At 40.2% G+C, this 22,187-nt stretch carries 20 protein-coding genes and 1 pseudogene; 5 read left to right on the top strand and 16 right to left on the bottom strand.

Annotated elements, in window-relative coordinates; translation table 11 throughout:
- Positions 1-35: 35 nt before the first annotated feature.
- On the bottom strand, positions 36-1,181 hold the full coding sequence (gene tgt, locus RWU19_RS10150) for a tRNA guanosine(34) transglycosylase Tgt (RefSeq protein ID WP_002294183.1): 1,146 nt from the start codon (positions 1,179-1,181) through the stop codon (positions 36-38).
- Positions 1,182-1,394: 213 nt separating this feature from the next.
- On the opposite strand from tgt, the gene RWU19_RS10145 reads away from it, so the two are divergent.
- Complete coding sequence (locus RWU19_RS10145) at positions 1,395-2,093, top strand: DUF975 family protein (RefSeq protein WP_002293400.1); 699 nt, start codon at positions 1,395-1,397, stop codon at positions 2,091-2,093.
- 168 nt (positions 2,094-2,261) lie between these two features.
- On the opposite strand, the gene RWU19_RS10140 is transcribed toward RWU19_RS10145, so the two are convergent.
- Both RWU19_RS10140 and queA read right to left on the bottom strand, forming a co-directional pair.
- Positions 2,262-4,901 (bottom strand): cation-translocating P-type ATPase, encoded by a 2,640-nt coding sequence (locus tag RWU19_RS10140; RefSeq protein WP_123837546.1) that lies wholly within the window; start codon positions 4,899-4,901, stop codon positions 2,262-2,264.
- An 865-nt stretch (positions 4,902-5,766) separates the two neighbouring features.
- A complete protein-coding gene (gene queA, locus RWU19_RS10135; RefSeq protein ID WP_002293403.1) occupies positions 5,767-6,798 on the bottom strand; it encodes a tRNA preQ1(34) S-adenosylmethionine ribosyltransferase-isomerase QueA in 1,032 nt (343 codons plus the stop codon).
- A 217-nt stretch (positions 6,799-7,015) separates the two neighbouring features.
- Between queA and RWU19_RS10130 the strand changes: the two genes are divergently transcribed.
- The 4 genes from RWU19_RS10130 to RWU19_RS10115 are packed head-to-tail and all read left to right on the top strand — an operon-like array spanning position 7,016 to position 10,418.
- On the top strand, positions 7,016-8,191 hold the full coding sequence (locus RWU19_RS10130) for a betaine/proline/choline family ABC transporter ATP-binding protein (protein ID WP_002294192.1): 1,176 nt from the start codon (positions 7,016-7,018) through the stop codon (positions 8,189-8,191).
- A 3-nt stretch (positions 8,192-8,194) separates the two neighbouring features.
- Positions 8,195-8,836: an ABC transporter permease gene (locus RWU19_RS10125; RefSeq protein WP_002293405.1), complete on the top strand. Its 642-nt coding sequence runs from the start codon at positions 8,195-8,197 to the stop codon at positions 8,834-8,836.
- Entirely contained in the window at positions 8,833-9,750 is a 918-nt protein-coding gene (locus RWU19_RS10120) for an osmoprotectant ABC transporter substrate-binding protein (protein WP_002293406.1), read from the top strand. The genes RWU19_RS10125 and RWU19_RS10120 overlap by 4 nt, the downstream gene beginning before the upstream one ends.
- A complete protein-coding gene (locus RWU19_RS10115; protein WP_123837545.1) occupies positions 9,747-10,418 on the top strand; it encodes an ABC transporter permease in 672 nt (223 codons plus the stop codon). The genes RWU19_RS10120 and RWU19_RS10115 overlap by 4 nt, the downstream gene beginning before the upstream one ends.
- Before the next feature lie 448 nt (positions 10,419-10,866).
- On the opposite strand, the pseudogene RWU19_RS10110 reads toward RWU19_RS10115, so the two are convergent.
- The 13 genes and pseudogenes from RWU19_RS10110 to RWU19_RS10050 form a co-directional block, all read right to left on the bottom strand.
- Positions 10,867-11,167, bottom strand: a pseudogene (locus tag RWU19_RS10110) (endo-beta-N-acetylglucosaminidase); the annotation flags it as partial.
- 522 nt (positions 11,168-11,689) lie between these two features.
- Positions 11,690-11,956: a Txe/YoeB family addiction module toxin gene (locus tag RWU19_RS10105; protein ID WP_002294198.1), complete on the bottom strand. Its 267-nt coding sequence runs from the start codon at positions 11,954-11,956 to the stop codon at positions 11,690-11,692.
- Positions 11,956-12,219, bottom strand: coding sequence for a type II toxin-antitoxin system Phd/YefM family antitoxin (locus RWU19_RS10100; protein WP_002294199.1), 264 nt, complete (start codon positions 12,217-12,219; stop codon positions 11,956-11,958). The genes RWU19_RS10105 and RWU19_RS10100 overlap by 1 nt, the downstream gene beginning before the upstream one ends.
- 342 nt (positions 12,220-12,561) lie before the next feature.
- Entirely contained in the window at positions 12,562-12,690 is a 129-nt protein-coding gene (locus RWU19_RS10095) for a hypothetical protein (RefSeq protein ID WP_260241352.1), read from the bottom strand.
- Positions 12,691-12,852: 162 nt separating this feature from the next.
- Positions 12,853-14,043 carry an arabinan endo-1,5-alpha-L-arabinosidase gene (locus RWU19_RS10090; protein ID WP_002315579.1) on the bottom strand — a complete coding sequence of 397 codons (1,191 nt, stop codon included), beginning with the start codon at positions 14,041-14,043 and terminating at the stop codon, positions 12,853-12,855.
- Between the two features lie 52 nt (positions 14,044-14,095).
- Positions 14,096-14,362 (bottom strand): DUF6171 family protein, encoded by a 267-nt coding sequence (locus RWU19_RS10085; protein ID WP_002315578.1) that lies wholly within the window; start codon positions 14,360-14,362, stop codon positions 14,096-14,098.
- Positions 14,363-14,366: 4 nt separating this feature from the next.
- Positions 14,367-15,812 carry an alpha-N-arabinofuranosidase gene (locus RWU19_RS10080; RefSeq protein ID WP_070703901.1) on the bottom strand — a complete coding sequence of 482 codons (1,446 nt, stop codon included), beginning with the start codon at positions 15,810-15,812 and terminating at the stop codon, positions 14,367-14,369.
- Positions 15,813-15,822: 10 nt separating this feature from the next.
- Positions 15,823-17,445, bottom strand: coding sequence for a glycoside hydrolase family 43 protein (locus RWU19_RS10075; RefSeq protein WP_123837542.1), 1,623 nt, complete (start codon positions 17,443-17,445; stop codon positions 15,823-15,825).
- Between the two features lie 18 nt (positions 17,446-17,463).
- A complete protein-coding gene (locus RWU19_RS10070; RefSeq protein ID WP_123837541.1) occupies positions 17,464-18,420 on the bottom strand; it encodes a family 43 glycosylhydrolase in 957 nt (318 codons plus the stop codon).
- Positions 18,421-18,435: 15 nt separating this feature from the next.
- Positions 18,436-18,852 carry a hypothetical protein gene (locus RWU19_RS10065; protein ID WP_185022566.1) on the bottom strand — a complete coding sequence of 139 codons (417 nt, stop codon included), beginning with the start codon at positions 18,850-18,852 and terminating at the stop codon, positions 18,436-18,438.
- Between the two features lie 8 nt (positions 18,853-18,860).
- Positions 18,861-19,712, bottom strand: a complete 852-nt coding sequence (locus tag RWU19_RS10060; RefSeq protein ID WP_002315574.1) for a carbohydrate ABC transporter permease — start codon at positions 19,710-19,712, stop codon at positions 18,861-18,863.
- An 11-nt stretch (positions 19,713-19,723) separates the two neighbouring features.
- Positions 19,724-20,614 carry a carbohydrate ABC transporter permease gene (locus RWU19_RS10055; protein WP_002315573.1) on the bottom strand — a complete coding sequence of 297 codons (891 nt, stop codon included), beginning with the start codon at positions 20,612-20,614 and terminating at the stop codon, positions 19,724-19,726.
- A gap of 44 nt (positions 20,615-20,658) precedes the next feature.
- Entirely contained in the window at positions 20,659-21,909 is a 1,251-nt protein-coding gene (locus RWU19_RS10050) for an extracellular solute-binding protein (RefSeq protein WP_123837539.1), read from the bottom strand.
- Between the last annotated feature and the right edge of the window lie 278 nt (positions 21,910-22,187).

Below are 22,187 nucleotides of genomic sequence, written 5' to 3'. Positions count from 1 at the left end.
ACTAGTTTTTTACTTAATTTTTAAAAGATTTTCCTTTAGAAACTTTTTGCGTTTTCTTTATTGAACCCGTATTCTTCAAAAAAGGCTTCTCTAAATTCAAGCAAATTATCATCCATGATTGCTTGACGTACTTGTTTCATTAAATTCAACAAGAAGTATAAATTATGGTAAGAAGTCAAACGAATGCCAAATGTTTCATCACATTTGATCAAATGGCGGATATATGCACGTGTATAGTTTTTACATGTGTAACAATCACATTTCTCATCAATTGGACGGAAATCATGGGCATATTTCGCATTTTTCACTACTAGACGGCCTTGAGAAGTCATACATGTGCCATTTCGAGCGATTCGAGTAGGCAAGACACAGTCAAACATGTCTACTCCACGGATAACACCATCGATCAATGAATCAGCAGCACCGACCCCCATCAAGTAACGTGGTTTGTTTTCGGGGATCAACGGTGTAGTGAATTCTAATACACGGTTCATTTCTGATTTAGGTTCCCCGACAGATAACCCGCCGATTGAGTAACCAGGGAAATCCATGCCGACTAGATCTTTCGCGCTTTGACGACGAAGATCTTCAAATCCTGCTCCTTGAATGATTCCAAATAATCCTTGACGGTCTGGGTTAGCATGAGCTTTCAATCCTCGTTCTGCCCATCGAGACGTACGTTCTACTGATTTTTTCACGTAGTCGTAACTTTCATCGAATGGTGGACATTCGTCAAAACTCATCATGATATCAGAGCCCAATTTATTTTGGATGTTGATTGCTTTTTCTGGTGATAAAAACATACGCGAACCGTTCAAGTGGTTTTTGAAATGCACGCCTTCTTCTTCGATATTCCGCATATCACTTAATGAAAAAACTTGAAAGCCGCCTGAATCTGTTAAAATCGGTTGATCCCAGTTCATAAATTTATGCAGTCCGCCAGCTTCTTCTACTAAGTCTTCACCAGGGCGTAGCCATAAATGATATGTATTACTTAAAATAACGCCAGCACCCATTTCTTTCAACTCTTCTGGGGACATTGTTTTTACTGTAGCTAATGTTCCTACTGGCATGAACATTGGTGTGGGAAAAGTTCCGTGCGGCGTGATCAATTCCCCTAAACGCGCGCCAGTATGTTTTTCTTTCTTGATTAAACGATAGCGAATGGCAGGTTGCGTCATTCATTTCCCTACTTTCTATATAAAATATCTTGACAACTCCCACCATCATAATCGTTTCAAGTGCTTTTTGCAAGTTTCCTCGGCTTCCTTCTACTTTATTTAATATTCTTTTTTTTATTTTTTTCATGAATAACAAAAAAGAAAAAACATTATGACAGAAATATTTTTTGATACATGGTATATTGGTTTTATGAAAGAAAGGAGGGTAAAATCATGCAATCTTCTGCAGAATTAAAACGCCAAGCAAAAGAGAGTTTAAAAGGTCGGTGGGGTCAAGCTGTTTTATTAAATCTAATCCCTACATTGATTGGTATTGTTGCTATTCTTCTTATTATGATTCCTATTATCTTGTTTGCTATTGCCACATATGATGGCTCAGCGAACGTCTCAGATGCGATGGCATCAGGAAGCGGTAGTTCAGGAGGCGGTGGTGGAATTATTTCTAGCATTATCAGCGCTTTGTTCATGAGTGGTATTTCTTGGACTTATCTTGATGTTTTACGTGGTCAAAAAGATCAGATTGAACCATTCAAAGATGCATTTCGTGGATTCAAAGGTTTGTTTATCGGCGGAGTGATCGGCTTAGCTGTACTGATTTCAATCTTTACAACATTATGGGGTTTGTTATTAGTTATTCCTGGAATCATTAAAAGCTATTCTTATTCTCAAAGCTATTTTATCTATTATGATATCGTCCAAGAAACAGGTCAAACGCCTAAAGTACTGGATACGATCACCGCAAGTCGAAAATTGATGGATGGTTACAAAGGAAAACTTTTCTGGTTAGATCTTTCATTTATCGGCTGGCATATCTTAGCATTAGCAACTGCTGGTATCGGTTATCTATGGCTCAGCCCATACATTTCCGCAACAAAAGCAGCATTTTATGAACAATTGCCGAAAGATATTTAAAAGAGAGTGTGACTTGTGACCGAGGGGTTGGCAGGAGAACACCGTTTATCGAGAGGCAGTAAAAGAAATATTCAGCCTATTAGCAAAAAAGGAGGTGTGACAACATTCATGTCACACCTCCTTTTTGTATAGTTCCAGTAAAAAGAAAATCAACTTAGAAACAGTTGATCATTCCTCTTCTTCTGCTTCCGGTAATCGATGGAACTTGATCAGTTCATTGACCGCGATTGGTACGATAGACAAAATCCCTACCAAGAACCAGTGATTCAAACTGATGTGTACTAGGCCGAATAGTTCTTGCGTAAACGGCAGCAAAGCAACAGCCGTTGTAATAGCTAATGCCAGTAACGCCATTTCAAACAACGCTTTATTCGTTGCTAAATTGACTTTAAAGATCGATTGACTGCTGCGTACATTGAACACATGCAAAATTGATGAGTAAGCTAAGATCAAGAATGCAACTGTTTGACCGACATGTTGACTTGCGTCTACCCATGGGCTGATAGTATCGACATAACTACCTAAATAATAACCAAACAAAGTTACGATGGTGAAGACCCCTGCGTTTATGGCGATTTTTTGCAATAAGCCTCGAGCAAAGATCCCTTCGTTTTTCGGAATAGGTGGCTGATCCATGATGCCGTGTTCTGCTGGTTCTCTTCCTAAAGCAAATCCTGGAAGTCCATCGGCAACTACATTGACAAACAGTAACTGTACAGCTGTGAATGGTGCGCCCCAACCTAACAGCATCGCAATCAAAACAATAAAGATCTCAGAAATGTTGCAACTTAGCAAAAAGTTGATTGCTTTACGAATATTCTGATAAACCGAGCGTCCTTGACTGACAGCATCGACGATCGTCGCAAAGTTGTCATCCGTCAGAATCATATCTGCGGCACTTTGCGCCACATCTGTACCTGTGATCCCCATGGCACATCCGACATTACTTGCTTTCAACGCTGGTGCATCATTCACGCCATCACCAGTCATCGCTACGACTGCACCCGTACGTTGCCAAGATTTGACGATTCGGATCTTATCTTCTGGCGTTACCCGAGCATAGACAGAGAGAGATTTGACACGCGCATCTAATTCCTCGTCTGATAATTGATGCAGTTCTGATCCTGAGAGTGCTTCTGACGGATCATTCAAGATACCTAATTCTTTCGCTATGGCACTGGCAGTTACCACATGATCTCCAGTGATCATGACTGTTTTGATGCCGGCCTTTTTCGCTCGCTTGATTGCTCCTTTACTTTCTGGACGCGGCGGATCGATCATTCCGATCAGACCAATCAAACGTAAGTCTTTTTCCAACGCTTCAGAAGAAATATCTTGCGGTTCTTCGTCATAAGTAGCATAACCAACAGCAATCACTCTCAGTGCCCGTTTACCGAAACGATCATTAACGATTGCTGCTTGTTCTACATCGCCTGAACTAAAGCGCGGAGCAAGAACATCGAATGCTCCTTTGGTGATTGAGATGTATTTTTCGCCCATTTGGTGAACTGTTGTCATCATTTTTCGTTCAGAATCAAAAGGAAGCTCGTTTACTCGTGGATATTTTTCTTCTAATTCTGCTTTTGTATGATAATTCTCTTCAACAGCCCTAACGATGGCTACCTCTGTTGGATTACCTTTGATAACAAGATCATCGTCTTCTTGTTCGACCGTCACATCTGTACATAGTGCAGCCATTTTCAATATTTCCATCGCGCTGTTCGTCATTGAGTCTTCGATATTCGTTACTTCATCTTCTTTGCTCCAGACTCGGCGGACGCGCATTTCATTTTGTGTCAGCGTTCCTGTTTTGTCTGAGCAGATAACATTGGCGGTTCCCAGCGTCTCCACTGCTGGTAGCTGTCGGATAATCGCATGTTTCCTCGCCATCTTCTGCACACCGTATGCAAGTGTCAACGTAACAATAACAGTCAAGGTTTCCGGTACAGCTGCAACAGCCAAGGAAATCGAAGTCATGAACATCTCAAGGAGTGGTTCTCCTTGCAGTTCGCCAATCACAAATACTAAAGCCGCAGCCGCTAAAGCGATCATACTGATTCGTTTGCCTAGCTGATTCAATCGGACCTGTAAAGGTGTTTTTTGCATGGTATTTTCGTTCAAAAGATCCGCGATCTTACCCATTTCAGTAGCCATACCAATAGCAGTGACGATGGCTTTCCCACGACCTGCAGCAACCGTACATCCTTTAAATACCATATTGAGTTGGTCACCTAATGACTCATCTTCTTTTGCGACGAATGCTGCGTCTTTTTCAACTGCTTCACTTTCCCCAGTCAACGCCGATTCTTCTACACGTAATTGTGATGCTTCGATCAAACGGGCATCGGCAGAAATAGCATCACCGGACTCTAAAACAAGAATATCACCAACCACCAGTTTCTCTGACTCGACAGTGGTCACTTTGCCGTCACGTATGACAGTTGCCGTTTGTTTATTCATATCTTGCAAGGATTCCAGTGCTTTTTCTGCGTTTCCTTCTTGGACGATTGACAATACCGAGTTGATCACAACGATAGCGATGATCAGCAGTCCTTCAAATAAATCTCCATGCTCTGTAGCAAATGCAGTATAAAAGGAAATCACCGCTGCTATAAGAAGGATGATCGTTGTAAAATCCGACAAGCTTCGAAAGAATTTTTTGATCATTGATTCTTTTGGTGCCTCATCGAATTTATTCAATCCCTGCTTTTTTCGTCGTTCATCCACTTCTTGTGAAGACAACCCAGTATCTGGATCTGCTTCCGTTACCTTCTTTACTTCTTCTATTGTCTGCTTGTATTCTTCCATCCTATTCCTCCTTTAAAATCTTCGTACAAAAAAAGGTACTAATTTTACTATAACATCCTTTTTTTAATTACTTCAAACAAAGGGCCTATTGATTATTTGTTAAGAAAGCATAAAATCCAAAGCACTTATATTTGCAAACGCTACCAGAAGATGCTATTATATAGATGTAAGGAAGGAGGATACCATCAAATAAACAGAAGAATTTCTCGATAGAATAGTCTAAGCAAACAAAGTTGTTAGAAGTACAGGTTTCACCCAGACATGCGTGTAGAGTACAAAACTATAAATAGTGAATGCGTATGGATGTTTGGATCACGAAGTATCCGAAACAAGAAGTAATGCGATACGTAACAATTGAATAACGTAAACGTCTGAAAATTGAATAGGAACAAGAGATGTTTCAAATGTTGAAGATGTAACGAAAACAAAATTTTTGTTTAACATGAAGAAATTCAACACCGTGCTTTGCATGTATGATGGAAAGTTACAATCATTTCTGTTTATTTGAATCCTTCCGAGATACAAGAAAGCCGAGCTTATCGAGAGCTCGGCTTTTTCTTATTTGTACGCATTTTTCCTAACTTTTAACTTGCATTTTACTACATTTTTCATACAAAAATTGATCGATTGTCGCTGAAAAGTTGGTGTATCATAAAGATAGTTCTTAACTTCTTCAATGTTATTACTCGTTAATGAAGTTTCTAGTAATAACACGTGCTTCAAAGCAGAAACGCAACTGCATAATTATCTGCGAATAGAAGCATCGAAAAAAGCTGCCAGTTAAAAAATTGGCAGCTTTTTTCTTTGTTTTTACGGAGATATTCTTGACATTTTAATACTCATAGTACGATCGTTCTAACCAGTCTTATTTCACGAACATCGCATCTCCGAAACTAAAGAAACGATAGCGCTCGTCAATCGCATGCTGGTAAGCAGATAAAGTCAATTCTCTTCCTGCAAAGGCACTGACTAACATGACTAAAGTCGATTTTGGCAAATGGAAATTAGTTGAGAAAGCTTCTACCACTTTGAATTCATAGCCAGGCGTAATGAAAATATCAGTCCATCCGCTGTCTGCTTTGATTTCTCCATTAAATTTCGTCCCAATCGTTTCTAATGTTCGAATTGAAGTTGTTCCGACAGCTACGATTTTCCCGCCATTTTTACGTACTTGGTTCAATCGCTCAGCTGCTTCTTCCGTCAAACGGTAGAATTCACTATGCATATGGTGTTCTTCAATTTTATCTACGCTGACAGGTCGGAATGTACCTAACCCTACATGTAGTGTCAGATAGACTAATTCAACACCCTTTGCTTCAATCTCATCAAGCAGTTCTTTCGTAAAATGCAATCCCGCTGTTGGCGCTGCAGCAGAACCATTTTCTTTCGCATAGACAGTTTGATAGCGATCTGGGTCTTCCAGACGTTCTTTGATATATGGAGGCAATGGCATTTCTCCCAACGATTCAAGAATCTCTAGAAAAATTCCTTCATACTCAAAGTCAATGATCCGTCCGCCGTGTTCCAATTCTTCTTTCACTACTGCTTGCAATCTGCCATCACCAAAAGAGATTCTTGTCCCAACTTTGGCACGTTTCGCAGGTTTGATCAATGTCTCCCACGTATCTCCTTCTGTATTCGTTAGAAGAAGGACTTCTAAATGAGCACCAGTATCTGGTTTTTCTCCATATAAACGAGCGGGCAGAACTCGTGTATTATTCATGACTAGCGCATCACCAGGGTGTAATTCTTCAATGATTTCATGGAAATGCTTGTCTTTCATTTCTCCAGTTTTCCGATCCAAAACAAGTAAACGAGAATGATCGCGGTCTTTTAATGGTGTTTGTGCGATCAACTCTTCCGGCAAGTCAAAATCAAAATCTTCTGTTGTTAACATATCGTCACTCACTTTCTATCATGTGCTCAATCATTCTACCATTTTTCGTGCTGAATTGGCAAAAAACGGCGACTGATTTTTCTTGACTCTGTCCCTTTTATTTTCATCAAAAACACTCAGCGCCCAAAAAAATACACCTCATTTGTAATCTAGCGTTCTTTTAGGCATACTAGTAGTAGGAGAACCTTCATTGAAAAAGAAAAAAAGAGGTGGCACCATGATTGAATTTCAAAATGTGTCAAAGATTTATAAAGGTGGGAAAGTTGCTGTAGAGGACGTCAATCTTTCATTTGAAAAGGGTGAGTTCATTTGTTTTATCGGTACGAGCGGAAGCGGAAAAACGACGACGATGCGGATGATCAACCGAATGACTGATCCAACACAAGGGAAAATTTTGATTGATGGAAAATCCATCCAAGAAATTGATCCAGTGGAATTGCGACGTCAGATAGGCTATGTTATCCAAAGTATTGGATTGATGCCTCACATGACGATCCGTGAAAATATCACTCTTGTCCAAAAATTGTTGAAAGTCAGTCAAGAAGAACGGAATAAAACAGCTGAAAAAATGATTGATCTTGTGGAATTACCCCGTGAGATGTTAGATCGCTACCCACATGAATTATCTGGTGGTCAGCAGCAGCGTATTGGAGTCGTTCGTGCCCTTGCAGCGAATCAAGATATCATCTTGATGGACGAGCCATTCGGTGCGCTTGATCCAATCACTCGTGATTCTTTGCAAGACCTTGTCAAAGATTTACAGGAGCGCTTGGGAAAAACGATCGTATTTGTAACCCATGACATGGATGAAGCGATTAAACTAGCAAGCCGTATCGCCATTATGAGTGAAGGTCGTGTGATCCAATTCGATACACCAGAAAATATTTTACGTCATCCTGCAAACGATTTCGTAGAAGAATTGATTGGAGAAGATCGCTTACTACAAGCAAAACCAAATGCGACAAGAGTCGGAGAAGTTATGCTAAATACAGCAATCACGATTACACCGGAAAAATCATTACAAGAAGCAATCAAACTGATGAGGGAAAAACGTGTAGATACGTTGTTAGTTACCGATAATTCGAATGTATTAAAAGGATTTATCGATGTAGAAACGTTGAATAAAAAACGAGGAAAAGTATCCAGTGTAGGCGACATTTTGAATAAACATGTTTTTTACGTAAAAGAATCCGCCTATCTTCGTGATACCTTGCAACGCATTTTAAAACGCGGGCTGAAATACGTGCCGGTCGTTGATGAACAGAACAAAGTCGTAGGTATCTTGACTCGCGCATCATTAGTGGATATCGTCTACGATGTGATTTGGGGAGAAGACCCCGCAACTACTGATGTTGCAGAGTCAGCTACTCCTGAAGAATCTAAGGAGGTCTGACCTATGCAGCAGTTTTTTCATCAGCACGGTTCAGAAATTCTCTCAAAAGGTTTTGAACATCTTTATATTTCAGGACTTGCTTTGATCATTGGTATCATCATTGCTGTACCGCTTGGTGTCTTACTGACACGTTTTCCGAAAGCTGCCACGATTGTGATTGGTTTAACCAGTGCCTTGCAGACAATCCCTTCTCTTGCTTTATTGGCATTGATGATCCCGTTATTTGGTGTAGGTAAATTACCTGCGATCATCGCTCTCTTTATTTATTCATTATTGCCAATTCTACGAAATACGTATATCGGGATGAAAAATGTCGATTGGAATTATCGGGATGTGGCAAAAGGGATGGGAATGACTGAGTTCCAATCCATTTTTTCCGTCGAACTGCCTATTGCTATGCCAACGATCATGGCCGGCATTCGTTTAGCTGCCGTTTACGTGATTGCATGGGCTACCCTTGCCTCTTATATCGGGGCTGGTGGTCTAGGTGATTTGATTTTTAGTGGACTGAATAATTACCAACCAGATCTCATTTTAGCGGGTACGATCCCTGTAACGATTTTAGCACTGTTGGCTGATTGGCTTCTAGGTCTCTTGGAACACCGGCTGACACCGATCGCACTTAGAGAGGAGAATGAAGAATGAAACGTATATTAAAAATGACCATGGTTCTTCTCTCTCTTCTTATACTTGCGAGTTGTTCCTTCCCTGGACTTGCCAGCAATACAGATGAAGACACCATCTCGATCACAGGTGGAATCACTTCTGAAGCTCAGATCTTAGCAAGTCTAGTTGCCGGGATGGTTGAACATTATACAGATAAAAACACAGCGATCATCAACAATCTGGCTACTACAACTATCAACCACCAAGCGATGATGAACGGAGATGCTTCGATTTCAGCAGCTCGTTACACAGGAACAGATTTAACCACTACATTGAATCTTCCTCCTGAAAAAGATCCGAAAAAAGCATTTGCTACCGTGAAAGATGAATTTGAGAAAAGATACGATCAAACGTGGTTCCCGTCCTATGGTTTTGAAAATACGTATGTCTTTCTTGTTCGAAAAGACACCGCACAAAAATACCATCTATCTAAAGTCAGCGATCTGAAAAATGTAGCGGATGAATTAGTAGCTGGTGTAGATACTTCTTGGATCAATCGTAAAGGAGACGGTTACGACGGCTTCCAGGAAACTTATGGCTTCTCTTTCAACTCGATATTACCTATGCAGATTGGACTTGTTTACGATGCAGTCGAAGCAGGAAAAATGGATATTGTTCTTGGCTACTCTACGGATGGACGGATTGCCAGTTATGATCTAGTCATGTTGGAAGATGATCGTCAATTCTTCCCACCATATGATGCTGCTCCAGTTGTAGACAACAAGGTATTAGCTGATACACCTCATTTAAAAGAAGCCTTAAATAAGTTAGGTCATACCATCAGTACGGAAAAAATGCAGGAATTGAACTACGAAGCAGATAATAATCTAGTGGAACCATCAGTTGTAGCACAACGTTTCTTACAAGAAAACCACTATTTTGAAGGGAAGTGAAGCAATTGGATAAAATGAATGTCTTTCAACAATTTTTCTATTATTTCCAGGAAAATGGCTCCTATATCTTTGCACAATTTATCCGTCACTTCCTGATTTCTATCTATGGTGTCCTCTTTGCAGCAGTTGTCGGGATTCCGGTCGGGATCATGATTTCTAGGAAACGTAAATTAGCAAACTGGGTGATTCGTTTGGCGAATATCGTTCAGACGATCCCTTCTCTAGCCATGATCTCCATTTTAATCATTGGATTAGGTCTGGGAGTCAATGTCGTGATTGTTACTGTATTTTTATATTCCCTGTTACCCATCATCAAGAATACGTATACCGGGATGATCCAAGTAGACAAAAACATCCTTGATGTCGGCAAAGGCATGGGGATGACTGCTAGACAACGGCTGTTCATGGTAGAGTTACCACTCTCTGTTTCTGTTATCATGGCAGGCATAAGAAACGCGCTAGTTGTTGCCATCGGGATAACCGCTATCGGTGCATTCGTCGGTGCTGGTGGTCTTGGAGATATCATTATCCGAGGAACCAATGCAACAGATGGCACATCGATTATTTTAGCCGGTGCATTGCCAACTGCATTAATGGCGATCATCACGGACTGGCTTTTAGGTATTTTGGAAAGACGGCTAGATCCAGCCAGCCGTACATCGCGCTGATGTTATTGTAAAAAAACAAAAGCTTTTGCGACCATTTGTTGGTCGCAAAAGCTTTTTTAGTTCTGTCATTTTTTAAGGCAATATTCCACTCTGGTTCTTCCCTCTTTATGGGCAAAGAATTGCTTTTCTTAGCTATTTGTCCATTCCGTATACTCCAACTTCATACTGCCAACGGGTTCATCTCTGCATCCACCGACTAAGTTTTTTTCTTATCCGCTAAGGCATTTTGCCAATCCATTTTTCCATCACTCGTCATGGAATTCATACCACATGATCTCTAAATACTCGTCTGCTTGTTCTTTGAATTGGGCATCAATTCTTACATCGCTTTGGCGTGGCTTTCATTTAAGCCTTTTCCATCAGTCTTCGATTGTTCGATGCCTTCAGTTGCATCATCAAAACTGGTGACTGTCGTATCGGTTTCTTGATTGATGAACCAGTCATCAAATCCATATGTATTGGTAACTTCGATCATCTTTTCTACAATCGGGAACTTGCCATCCTCATCCTTGGCTAAAAACATATCTAGCCATTCCAGCTTCTCGCCATGGGCGGTTTGCGGTTCCTAAAACCGGTACACGATTCTTATGGGCTGCATCCGTCGCAACTAGACTTGGCGGTACGATGATCCCTTCGCCAGAAGAGCCGCCCCAATAAACCAATTGATCGATGTATTGCCAATAAGAAAAGACATTGGCGTCAAAGGTATCGATCCCTCGTGGTGCATTGCCGTTGATACTGCTATTCATGGCCGAAATCGCCACGACTTTGACTTCTTCCGTTTGAGTGACATTCATGTTCGGTAATGTCGCTTTGGATATCCGCTCTGCTAAAGGAACGACACTGGTATTGTATTTCTTATCTGTATCTTTTCCAAAAGACCATGCCAACGAATCCTCTGGGAACCAATAAGACGACTCCGGTTGATTATCCATTGCTTTTTTCAACATACTTTTGGCTGTTTCTCGATAAACGACTTTTCCAATTGTCTTCGCCTCACTTTGGCGATAATCGATGGTCGTTGCCACTGCCAACACTAACAACGATGCGCCAATTTTACTGATTTTCCTTGTCACACTTCTTCCTCCTTGTTTTACATAAACCCGTCAACATTCCTAAACTCAAACAATGACCCTTCAAAGGTGGAGATATAGGAACAAATTAAAGAAATCATGCAATAAATCCAAGAAGGTTGGTTTTAGAACAAAAAAAGAGTCTCCTTTTTGAGGTGACTCTTTGTTAACTATCTAAAAAGGTTGGCTCTTCTCACTTCACTCATAATGTGTCCAGGCAGAATAAATTTCCACAACTTTATTTTCCTCATCAACTTTGTAAACCACTCGATGCTGTCTATTCAGCCTGCGTGAGTATCTGCCTTCATGTGTAGGTCTCAGCTTTTCAAAAGACTGCGTGGGCATATATGGATCTTCCTTCAATGTCTGAATCACTTCTTCAAATTGTTTCTTTAAATTCGATTGCTTGATTTTTCTTAAATCCACTTTCGCAGAGTTTTTGATTGCGACTGTATAGTTACTCATCAAAGAGCTTCCCAATCAATATCATCGATATTCGTAAAGCCACTGTCGTCTTTTTCGCGGTCTCGTACTTTATCTAAAGTACCTGTTTGCTCAAGAAAAAGGGTTTCTTGAATCGCTCTCCAGTCTTCCAGCCCAATCAATACAGCATTGTTTCCACTACGATCACTAATAATCTCGATTTCAGTATGATTTTCATTTACCTCTTTCAATAACTGATAAAAATTTTTACGAGCAGTGCTAGGATTCATCGTTGTATTAGCCATTGTCTCTCCTCCTTTTTCTGATATAATTATAGCGTACTTGATTAAGTACGTCAAAAAAATACAATAAAGCACTTAAATTCAGCAAACTTTTCCTCTTTTTTACATAGAGAAAAAGACCCCTTTTTAGGGAGGATCTTTGTCCACGCTCACTTCTTACTCCTTTACGACTAGCGGTAGCCAAACGTAAAGTAATTGGTAACAACGTATCATCTTTAGCAAAGGTCGAATCCAAAGCCTGTGAGTCTATGCAACAACACCAATACACGAAGGTTCCTCGTTGCAGTGTGACTTGATTGATATCTTGAATAAAATCTGAGGATACGCACGAAAGATTTGTAACGGTTATGCAAAACTGATTTTGGCCGTCAAGTCTTCTACTGCCTCAAAAATGATTGCCTCTTTCGTCTCCTGCCATTCATGTTCACTATCGATTTGAAACTTGATTAGACCGTTGGGTTTGTGAATCACCAATTAAAAATAGCACTGAGTTATGGTAACAAAAAATGGTCACTTGACGAGGCTGAGATTCCTACTCATGGCGCCAGATTATTAAAAGGCAGTATTTAGTAAAAAGGGCAGCAGTATACGTTTATAAGCAGCACAATGCAATCTGCTCATTGTGCTGCTTGTTTTTTATTCTTCGCACACTTTTCGACCAAGAAACGCAACGCCCTGATCATTGATTCCAGAGAAAAACAACCTTTCTTTTTGGTCGATGTACTCATAATATGGGACAAATTCATTTCCTTCCCACAAGTAACTTCGTCCTTCTTTTTTTAATTCTGTTATTTCATGCTGTTGAGAAGATATAATTTGAGATTCGTAATCAAATTGGATGATTTCCCACTTTCCTAAAAGATTTTCCTGTTCTGGCATTCGTGAAACACTTCTTTGATAGATTGAAGCAGAGATCACTGGCCAGCCTGATTCCAGCCAATATAGTTTACGTATTTGTAAATGGAATTGGTCACTAAATGGTTTTCTCCGTGCATGATGCACAACAAAACTTTCCTTATTGGATTGCGTAAAGATCGAATTATGACCAGGAGCGTATACAACTGGTTCTTCTGAGAACTGATAACTGCCCAACAGTTTGGTCCCTACTTCGGTTGGCGTCTTTTCTTGATCCGTCATGGCCGTACCATGCCAGTCCAGATATGGCCCCGTAATTTCTTTTGCTCGGGCGACACGGATATTGTACGAATCATTAAGGGAATCGAAAGAAACAAACAAATAATAATAATCGGTTTCAGGGTGATAATAAATAAATGGTCCTTCAATAGCAGTATCAACTGTTTTCGGACGAAAAGCAATCCGTTGGCCATAGCTCTTTTCTTGAAGTTTTCCAGTTTCTTTGTTCAATGGAGCAATATAGATTCCGCCAAAGAAAGAACCATAGACAAACCACTGCTCACCCGAGCGGTCAAAAGCAATATTGGCATCGATCGCGTTATGCTGTGCAAGAGTTGCATTGGTTTTAACAACCTCTCCTTGATCTTCCCAAGGACCCAAAGGATCTGAAGCTGTAGCTAAGCCGATAAAAGAAGTGGTACTGCCGAATGTCGAAGCAGAATAATACATACGGAATTCGTCCTTGTAGCGAATAACTTCCGGTGCCCATAGTCCTTGAGCTTTGCTCCATTTTACTGCTGGTTCAGGCATTTCTGACAATGCCTGTTTCTCAAGTTGCCAATGGATCAAATCTTTTGAGCTACGAATTGGTACACCAGCCGTTTTGGGCTGTTGTGTGTCCGTTGAATATAAATAAAAGGTGCCTTCATGTTCAATAATCGTAGGATCATGAACCCCATTGATCGCTGTCATGTCTTTCCCTCATCTCCTAATTGATTTATACTATTTTATAAAAACAGGACAGCTACTTGACGAGCTGTCCTGTTTGTTCCCACATTCCTGCAGGACAGTTTTTCTTAGCTAAGTTTGCGCGAAACCGATAAAAACAGCCACATTTGGTACAGGTATGATTCAATCGCAGTGGACAGGTCTCACAAACAGCTATTCTCCTACTGACGATCTCCGGCAAAGCCAAGTCTCTTTCTAAAGAAAGTTGTTCTGCAATCAAGGATTCAATGTCTTCCTGTGCTGCTACAGCAACATCTTTCACTTCGCATCCTTTACAAGTCATGGGATCAGACTGTCAATGAGATCGTTAGAACACTCATTGCTGGCACACGCAAGCTGACTTTGTTCTCTTCAACATCGTAAGCGGTGAAGTCTTGGATCACCACATCTTCAGGATGATCAAAATCATTGTGTGCGTTCATTTTGTCTCCCACGATATAACGAGCTTCTTTCACTTTATTGATCGCTGTTTCAAGGGAGAAGGATAATTCTTCCGTGCCTTGGGTAGCAAAATTACAAACCGATAGATGGATCGTATCCTCTTTTTTCGAAATCGTATACGTAATGGTATCGCTGCTGGTCCCATGGCTATCAATGGTTTCAGCATCTTGATGGACTTTGTACAAATCAAATACATGATAGCTTGGGGTTTTCACCATTTGTTCGCCATCTGTCAAAATCATCGCTTGCAGGACGTTGACGGTTTGTGCGATATTTGCCATATGCACTCGCTTGGCATGTTTATGGAAAATATTCAAGGTGATCGCTGCGACCATGGCATCACGGATCGTATTTTGTTGGTATAAGAAGCCTGGATTCGTACCAGGTTCTGCTGAGAACCAAGTGCCCCATTCATCAACAATGATTCCGACACGCTTTTCTGGGTCATACTGGTCCATGATAGCGCTGTGGCGGGTCAATAATTCATCCATGTAGGCTGCTTTTTCACAGGTCACTTGCCACTCTGCCTCATCAAATTCCAAGGCGCTACCTTTTTCTTCCCAGCCTTGCGGATGAACGTAGTAGTGCAAGCTTAGGCCGTCCATCAACCAATGGGCGTTTTTCATCAGCGTTTCTGTCCAATGATAGTCTGCGACATTCGCTCCGCCAGCGACTTTGTAGATTTTTTTGTCACCGTATTGGCGGACATAGGTTTGATAGCGGCGATACAGATCCGCATAGTACTCTGGCCGCATATTGCCGCCACAACCCCAGTTTTCGTTTCCTACGCCAAAAAATTTCATTTCCCACGCTTCTTCATGGCCATTTTCTCTGCGAAGATCAGCCATCGGAGAAATGCCATCCATCGTGATGTATTCCACCCATTCTGACATTTCTTGCACCGTTCCGCTGCCGACATTGCCGTTGACATACGCGTCACATTGCAGCTGCTTGATCAATTCAAAAAATTCATGGGTCCCGAAATGATTGTTTTCAGTCACGCCGCCCCAGTGAGTGTTGACCATCGTTTTGCGGTTTTCTTTAGGACCAATCCCGTCTTTCCAATGATATTCATCGGCGAAGCAGCCGCCTGGCCAACGCAGCACAGGGATTTGAATGTTTTTCAGTGCTTCAACCACATCGATCCGCATCCCATTTTTATTTGGGATCGGCGAATCTTCTCCAACGTATAATCCTTCATAGATACAACGGCCTAGATGCTCTGCAAAATGACCGTAGATATATTTGCTGATCGTTGTTCCTGATTTTGTGTGTAGAATTTTGATTGTCATTTTCCTACTCCTATTCTTTGATTCCCCAAATGGACTCATTATTATCGCCAATCGTTGAAAACGTTAACTTTTGCTGCTCGAATTCTGTTATTTCCTGAGTTAATAAGATTCCTTTGAAGGTAGTTTCTTCAAAAGTCAACACCAAGTATCCCGCATCGTACGTCCAAGTTCCGGTCAAGTCTCCAGTAACGTTTCCATCTTTTTGAAACTCGATCATCTGCGTTTTTAGCATGGTCGTTCCATTGTCGGTGCCATGGTTAATGATTTCATAGCGCCCGATAATTTCATCTTCTGTCAAAGCATCTGCTACTTGTTCATTGCCTCGATACTCATAGGGTGCTGGAACTGGCCAGCCCTCCTCATTCATATACATTCTGTTGACCCGCACTTCATGGGCTTCGGTTCCATTGTTAAAGCGCGTATGATACACCAAGGACCACTGACCATTCTCATCGATGATCGCCGAATTGTGTCCCGCTGCTCGATACCCCATTTGTTGAAACGAGAATTGATAGTTCCCAATCAATTTGATACCATAATTCACATTTTGTTCACCTTTATCCAAGATTGGGCTATTTCCTTGGGCATCAAGGTAAGGTCCTTCTGGTTTTTCAGCGCGAAATAGTCGCATATTGTAACCACCTTTTGCTGCTAAACCACCGTAAGTGACGAATAGGTAATAATAATCGGTTTTCTCATCATAAACAATGTAGGGACCTTCTCCTGATTGATGATAGCCACCTGAGAGTTTAATCCCAAAATAGCGATCAATGATGCGCCCATCTTCTGTAGTGCTATCTTCACCAGGATACATTGGTTTTCCAGTGGCTGGATCAACTTCCAATAAAAAGATACCGCCGGACCAAGAACCATAGGTCATCCATAGTTTCCCTTCTTCATCATAAAACAAAGCGGGATCAATGGCATTTGGCGCATAATCGGTGTTATAGGTAAGACCGGCTTCGATAGACCAGTTTTCACTAAAACCACTTATTTTTCCATCTTTGATCAGTTTTGCCAAATGAGTATTTTGATAGTTTGTATTACGGTCACTACCATCCGTTGAATCTTTTTCTGTAAATCCAGAATAAATAACTGTGTCAGAATAGCTGTATGGTCCTTCAATTGTTTTTGCTACAGCTAATCCAATCGCTGAACGCCGCCAAGTAGAACTAGCTGAGTAGTAAAGCATGTAGGCTCCTTTGTCTCCATTTGACCATTCATAATCAGCATTCCAGATCACATCTGGCGCCCAAAGACTATAGCCGCCTTTTGAATCAGCATCATCATATCCTGCCCATTTAAATGTTTCAGCTAGATTTTCTTTGGTATTTCCATAAATAATATTGTCTTCCATTGATTCATATTCGTGAGAAAAAGGAACTTCCCACGTTTGTAAGTCTGATGTTTTTGCTTGAGCAAGATGTGAACCAAATACATAGAATAATTCTTGATTTTCCTCATGGATAGTTGTAATTGAAGGGTCATGGATCGATACCCGTTCCTTAGATGTTGTTTCCCACTCCTTTTGTATAAGCTGCTCGGCAGCTTCCCCTGTTTGACATCCCATAAGAAAAAAACTGGTCAAAAAAACAGGTATCATCCTACTGATCATATTTATTTTTGTAGTCATTTTTTTCCTCTCTTTTTCTTAAGCTTTGATTACACCAGGTTCGCCAAAATTAGGCAGTCCATTTTTATGCCACGTAAATGGCTGAACATACGCATGTCTGTTTGGATTTTCCAATGGATCACTATAATCATTTTTTTCTGGTCGAGCGTGATAAACTAAAATATCTTGCTTTCCTTCCTCATCAATTGTAAATGAATTATGACCAGGACCATAAAGAGAATTACGCTCAGAACTTGAAAACACTGGTTCTTTTAATTTGTTCCACGAGTAGCCATTCAACAAATCGCTCTCTTCATCTGCCCATAAAAGCCCCATCGCATAGTTTTCATCCGTCGCACTTGCTGAATAAGTGATAAACACTTTTCCATTTCTAATCAAAGCGGCGGGTGCTTCGTTTACTTTGAAGCCGATTTTTTCCCATTCATAATAAGGGATACTCAGAAGAGTCTGCTTTCCTTTCAATGTCCAAGGATTTTCCATCTCTGATAAATAAAGATTGGAATTGCCTGGAATATTTGGATCTACTTGTGCCCAGACATAATACAATCGGTTCCTATGTTCAAATACCGTAGCATCTAAACTGAAACTCTCAAATTGCGTCTTAATTTGTCCTTTTTCCACCCACTCTCCTTCAAAGGGACTTTCTTTCGCATTTTCGATTGCAAACATCCGATGATGATGCTGATCATTTCTGACTTCTCCATGATCTGCAGCAGCAAAATAGATGTACCATTTCCCCTGAATAAAATGAATCTCTGGTGCCCAGATCAGCTCACTCATTGAGCCTTCGGCATGAGCCGTCCAGATGACTTTTACTTCACCGTCAGCCAGTCCTTTCAAGGTTTTCGCACGTCTTAATTCGATTTCCTGATACCCTGGTTTTGATCCAGTGAAGTAATAATATCCATCGGTATGCTTGTATATCCATGGGTCTGCTCGTTCTAATACAATCGGTTCCAAATAATTTTCTGCCATAAATTCTACACCTTCTTAAAAAATTCCATTTTCCGTTTTTAGTATTTTTATTGCTTTATTTTTAGACATATACATCGTCGTAGCTAGTAAATAGAAGACGACACCAATCACATCATAGATGATCAAATGGATGATGACACAGGCGATCATCCAACGTATCGTTCCTTTGTTTATTTGTTTGTCTCGCATATTCTTCGCGTTGATCCAACTGATAACGCCCATCAAAATCGTTGCTAATGCAACGATCAACACTACTTTTGAGATCATACCTATAAGACTTGATTGTAAATATTCATACTGATTTTGATTTTGAAACGCTGCGATCCCTTGTTCTTCAAACCAAGGATAATACCCAAACATCGTTACGAGACCAATACAGACATCCCAGACCGCACTGGCACGTAGTAAGTTTCTTTCCAGTTTTCGATTCATGATCTTCACTATCCTTTTATTCCTGCATTTAAGTTCATAGATTCAATGAAATATTTTTGGGCAAATAAAAACAGCAGTACTGTGGGAATAATGGCAATCAATGCTGATCCCATTAACTGGCCAATCATCCGATAATTCCCATAAATGTCTTGTAATAAAAGCAGCCCAGCCGTAATTGGCATCTTACTAACGTCTGTGTACACGATTACTGGCCATAAGAAATCATTCCAAGAGCCAGTGAAAGAAAAGAGTCCGGCAACGATCAGAACAGGTTTGATCAACGGAACGATAATCTCTGAAAAAATTGTAAACTCATCTGCACCGTCCATTCGCGCCGATTCATCAAACTCAAGAGGAATTCCCTTCATAAATTGTCTGACAAGAAAAATATTCCCCATTCCAGCCAGTCCTGGAACAATCATGGCAAGAGATGAATTGACCCAACCAAATGTTTCGATGATTTTATAGGAAGGAATCAAATTCACAACACCGGGAAACATCGAGATCCCCATCAAAAGATAAAAGATTCGATCACGATATTTAAAGCGCGTTCTGCCATAACCATAAGCTGTCACTGAAACAACGATCACAACTAAGACAGTGTGAGTGACTGCGATAAACAGTGAATTCCATAACCACTGCATGATAGGCGCAGTAGAGGTATTGGTTAAAATCGCTATATAGTTATCTAATATCCAATTTACGGGTAACAAGCGAAACCCAGTGGAGACGATTTCGGTCTGAGAACGAAAAGAAGTGGCGAAGCTAAAAATCAATGGAATAACCCAGATGATACATAAAACGATCAGAAACAAATATGCGATGATCATACTAGGTATATGTTTCTTTTGTGTATTCATTTTTTACCCCCTTAAGTATTGCTTCTATCTAAAAGAAAATATTGAAATACGGACACACACATAATGATCAATCCTAATATGACTGCCATAGCCGAAGCCATCCCTGCAATTGATTCCCCTTGACTAAAAGCCAGTGAACGGATATACATCATCAATACAGTCGTGCTTTGATTGGGTCCTCCACCAGTCATCATCAAAGGCTGTGCAAAGACGTTAAATGCCCCAGCAGTTGTCATCACGATTGTATATAAAAGTGGAAACCGAATAGACGGCAAGGTCACGTTCAAGAATTTTTGGAACGATCCAGCTCCGTCGATCTCTGCGGCTTCATAAAGGTCTTCATTGACACCCGCTAAAGCTGAGCGATAGATGATCATGTTACCACCAATCGCTCCCCAAATGCTGACAGCGAAAATCAAGATCCACGCATAAGGTTGTCGCGATGCCCAAGAGAAATCAAATCCAAAAATATTATTTACGGCACCTAATCGAGAGTGGAAAATCAGTGACCATATCAAAGAACCAGCTGATACAGAGATAAGACCAGGAATATATAGAACCGCTTGAAAAAGTCCTTTCAGCTTCACTTTTTTATGTTGCAGTGCCGCTGCAATCATCAAAGGAATAATGATCTGTAGTGGTACCATGATCAAGACAAAAATAAAGGTATTTTTCAAACCATTCCAAAATTGAGTATAGAAAGTGGACGAACTATCAAATAACAATGTCTTATAGTTGTTTAGGCCGACCCAAACAGGATCAGAAACCAAATTCCATTGAGTAAATGAAGCATAAATCCCATAGACTGTTGGAATGCATACAAAAATAATAAAGAGAACCATATGCGGTCCAATGAATGCAATTGAAGCCCAGTTAATGCTCTTTTTTTTCATTCCTTTCATTCCCTTCCAAAAATCAGAAAGAGGATAAAATTATCCCCTTTCAATTATTTAGCTACTTCCGCAATCTTATCTTCTACATATTGTTGCATCGTTGCTAAACCTTCATCCAAGTCTAATTCACCGTATGCAATATCTGTGCAATAGACGTCTAATGCCTCTAATACATAGGAGAAATAAACATAGTCAAAGATATAAAGTGTATCTTCTTCCTCTGAAGTTGAAGTAAAGAAGGATTGAGGATATTGTTGATAATCATCACTTTCTAAAATGTCTTTACTAGCGATAATTTGTCCCGCTTTTGCCCATTCAATCGAATTCGTACGAACGAATTCTAAGAATTGCGCGATGACCTCTTCTTTCTCATCTGTTCTAGACTCACTCTTCAACATACCAAACATATGGGAAGCAGCCCGATTTGTTACAATATCATCAGATGTTGAATAAATATTTGTGACACCCCAATTCAGCCCTTCAACAGCATCATGCGCGGTTGAAGTCCAAGTACCATCTGTGGACAATAGAACATTTCCACCTTGGAACATCAGATAACCGTCTTCGCCATAAGGAGTCATTAACCCAGCATCGGTTAGTGCTTTAATTCTTTCCAATGCTTCTTTCATTTCCGGAGTATTAACGGTCGGATTGCCAGCCTCATCAGAAATAGCTCCTCCTAAATTACGGATCTGAGCCAAAATAACCCAGGAAAGTAAGGCATTGTTAACAACATAATCGCCTTCGTCCATTTTCCCTGCTAATGACATCATTTCATCAAAAGTAACAATATTATCGTCTAACCAAGAGGCAACATCATATTTCTCTAAAAGGTCCTGATTATAGTACATTGCACTCGCATGGATATCTAACGGAATTGTATACTGAGTGCCTCCAATTGTTCCTGCATTCCAAGCAGTATCTAAATAATTGCCTTTTTGTAGCTCTGGTTGATGCGAAACCAAAGGTTCAACCGTATCGAGAATATTCGAATTAACAAATTCCTCTACTTTGTAGGAATGCATTAATGTTAAATCAGGAATACCATTTTTAGAGCTAACGACTGTACTTAATTTTGTATACATATCAGATGTGATGACGTGATTAATTTTGTAATCTGATCCAGACTGTTCATTAAATTCATCTACAATCTTGTCCATATAAGCACCATCATCCCCCGTAAGAGGAGACCAAAAATTTATTGTGTATTTTTCTTTTTCTGAAGACTGGTAACGTTTAAAACCGGCAAAAGCAATTGCGACTACTGCAACCAATGCACCAATAATAATAAGTTTCTTCTTCATGTTCTTCCCTCTTTCATTGAAATTGAATTATGACCTAGCCGAACACTCCTATCCTCCTCATCACTATTTACTATCAATTCGTATATAATTTCATTACTTATTACCAAAATTTGCAAACGTTTTCTATTTACAAATAAATCATAACTTTATTTGTAACCGCTGTCAACAACATTTTAATTAATTTTACTAGAATAATTGCTACTTTAATTAATGAATATATTAATCAACAAACGAAATAAACAATGCTATTTACACAAATTAGCAAATGTATTAACATT

Source organism: Enterococcus sp. 2STP, from assembly GCF_032465635.1.
Taxonomy (GTDB): Bacteria; Bacillota; Bacilli; order Lactobacillales; family Enterococcaceae; genus Enterococcus_B; species Enterococcus_B lactis.
Note: the sequence above shows the minus strand (reverse complement) of the source record. Positions and strands in the feature narration are given on the sequence as shown.

Bases quoted from the DNA above. Each gene is read 5' to 3' on its own strand.
- RWU19_RS10105 (WP_002294198.1), bottom strand. From the start codon at position 11,956: ATGAGTAACTATACAGTCGCAATCAAAAACTCTGCGAAAGTGGATTTA.
- RWU19_RS10090 (WP_002315579.1), bottom strand. From the start codon at position 14,043: ATGACAGCGATCAATGGGGTTCATGATCCTACGATTATTGAACATGAA.
- RWU19_RS10145 (WP_002293400.1), top strand. From the start codon at position 1,395: ATGCAATCTTCTGCAGAATTAAAACGCCAAGCAAAAGAGAGTTTAAAA.
- RWU19_RS10065 (WP_185022566.1), bottom strand. From the start codon at position 18,852: ATGAATCGAAAACTGGAAAGAAACTTACTACGTGCCAGTGCGGTCTGG.
- RWU19_RS10100 (WP_002294199.1), bottom strand. From the start codon at position 12,219: ATGGCTAATACAACGATGAATCCTAGCACTGCTCGTAAAAATTTTTAT.
- RWU19_RS10085 (WP_002315578.1), bottom strand. From the start codon at position 14,362: ATGACTTGTAAAGGATGCGAAGTGAAAGATGTTGCTGTAGCAGCACAG.
- RWU19_RS10125 (WP_002293405.1), top strand. From the start codon at position 8,195: ATGCAGCAGTTTTTTCATCAGCACGGTTCAGAAATTCTCTCAAAAGGT.
- RWU19_RS10080 (WP_070703901.1), bottom strand. From the start codon at position 15,812: ATGACAATCAAAATTCTACACACAAAATCAGGAACAACGATCAGCAAA.
- RWU19_RS10055 (WP_002315573.1), bottom strand. From the start codon at position 20,614: ATGAAAGGAATGAAAAAAAAGAGCATTAACTGGGCTTCAATTGCATTC.
- tgt (WP_002294183.1), bottom strand. From the start codon at position 1,181: ATGACGCAACCTGCCATTCGCTATCGTTTAATCAAGAAAGAAAAACAT.
- RWU19_RS10075 (WP_123837542.1), bottom strand. From the start codon at position 17,445: ATGACTACAAAAATAAATATGATCAGTAGGATGATACCTGTTTTTTTG.
- queA (WP_002293403.1), bottom strand. From the start codon at position 6,798: ATGTTAACAACAGAAGATTTTGATTTTGACTTGCCGGAAGAGTTGATC.
- RWU19_RS10120 (WP_002293406.1), top strand. From the start codon at position 8,833: ATGAAACGTATATTAAAAATGACCATGGTTCTTCTCTCTCTTCTTATA.
- RWU19_RS10130 (WP_002294192.1), top strand. From the start codon at position 7,016: ATGATTGAATTTCAAAATGTGTCAAAGATTTATAAAGGTGGGAAAGTT.
- RWU19_RS10070 (WP_123837541.1), bottom strand. From the start codon at position 18,420: ATGGCAGAAAATTATTTGGAACCGATTGTATTAGAACGAGCAGACCCA.
- RWU19_RS10140 (WP_123837546.1), bottom strand. From the start codon at position 4,901: ATGGAAGAATACAAGCAGACAATAGAAGAAGTAAAGAAGGTAACGGAA.
- RWU19_RS10050 (WP_123837539.1), bottom strand. From the start codon at position 21,909: ATGAAGAAGAAACTTATTATTATTGGTGCATTGGTTGCAGTAGTCGCA.
- RWU19_RS10060 (WP_002315574.1), bottom strand. From the start codon at position 19,712: ATGAATACACAAAAGAAACATATACCTAGTATGATCATCGCATATTTG.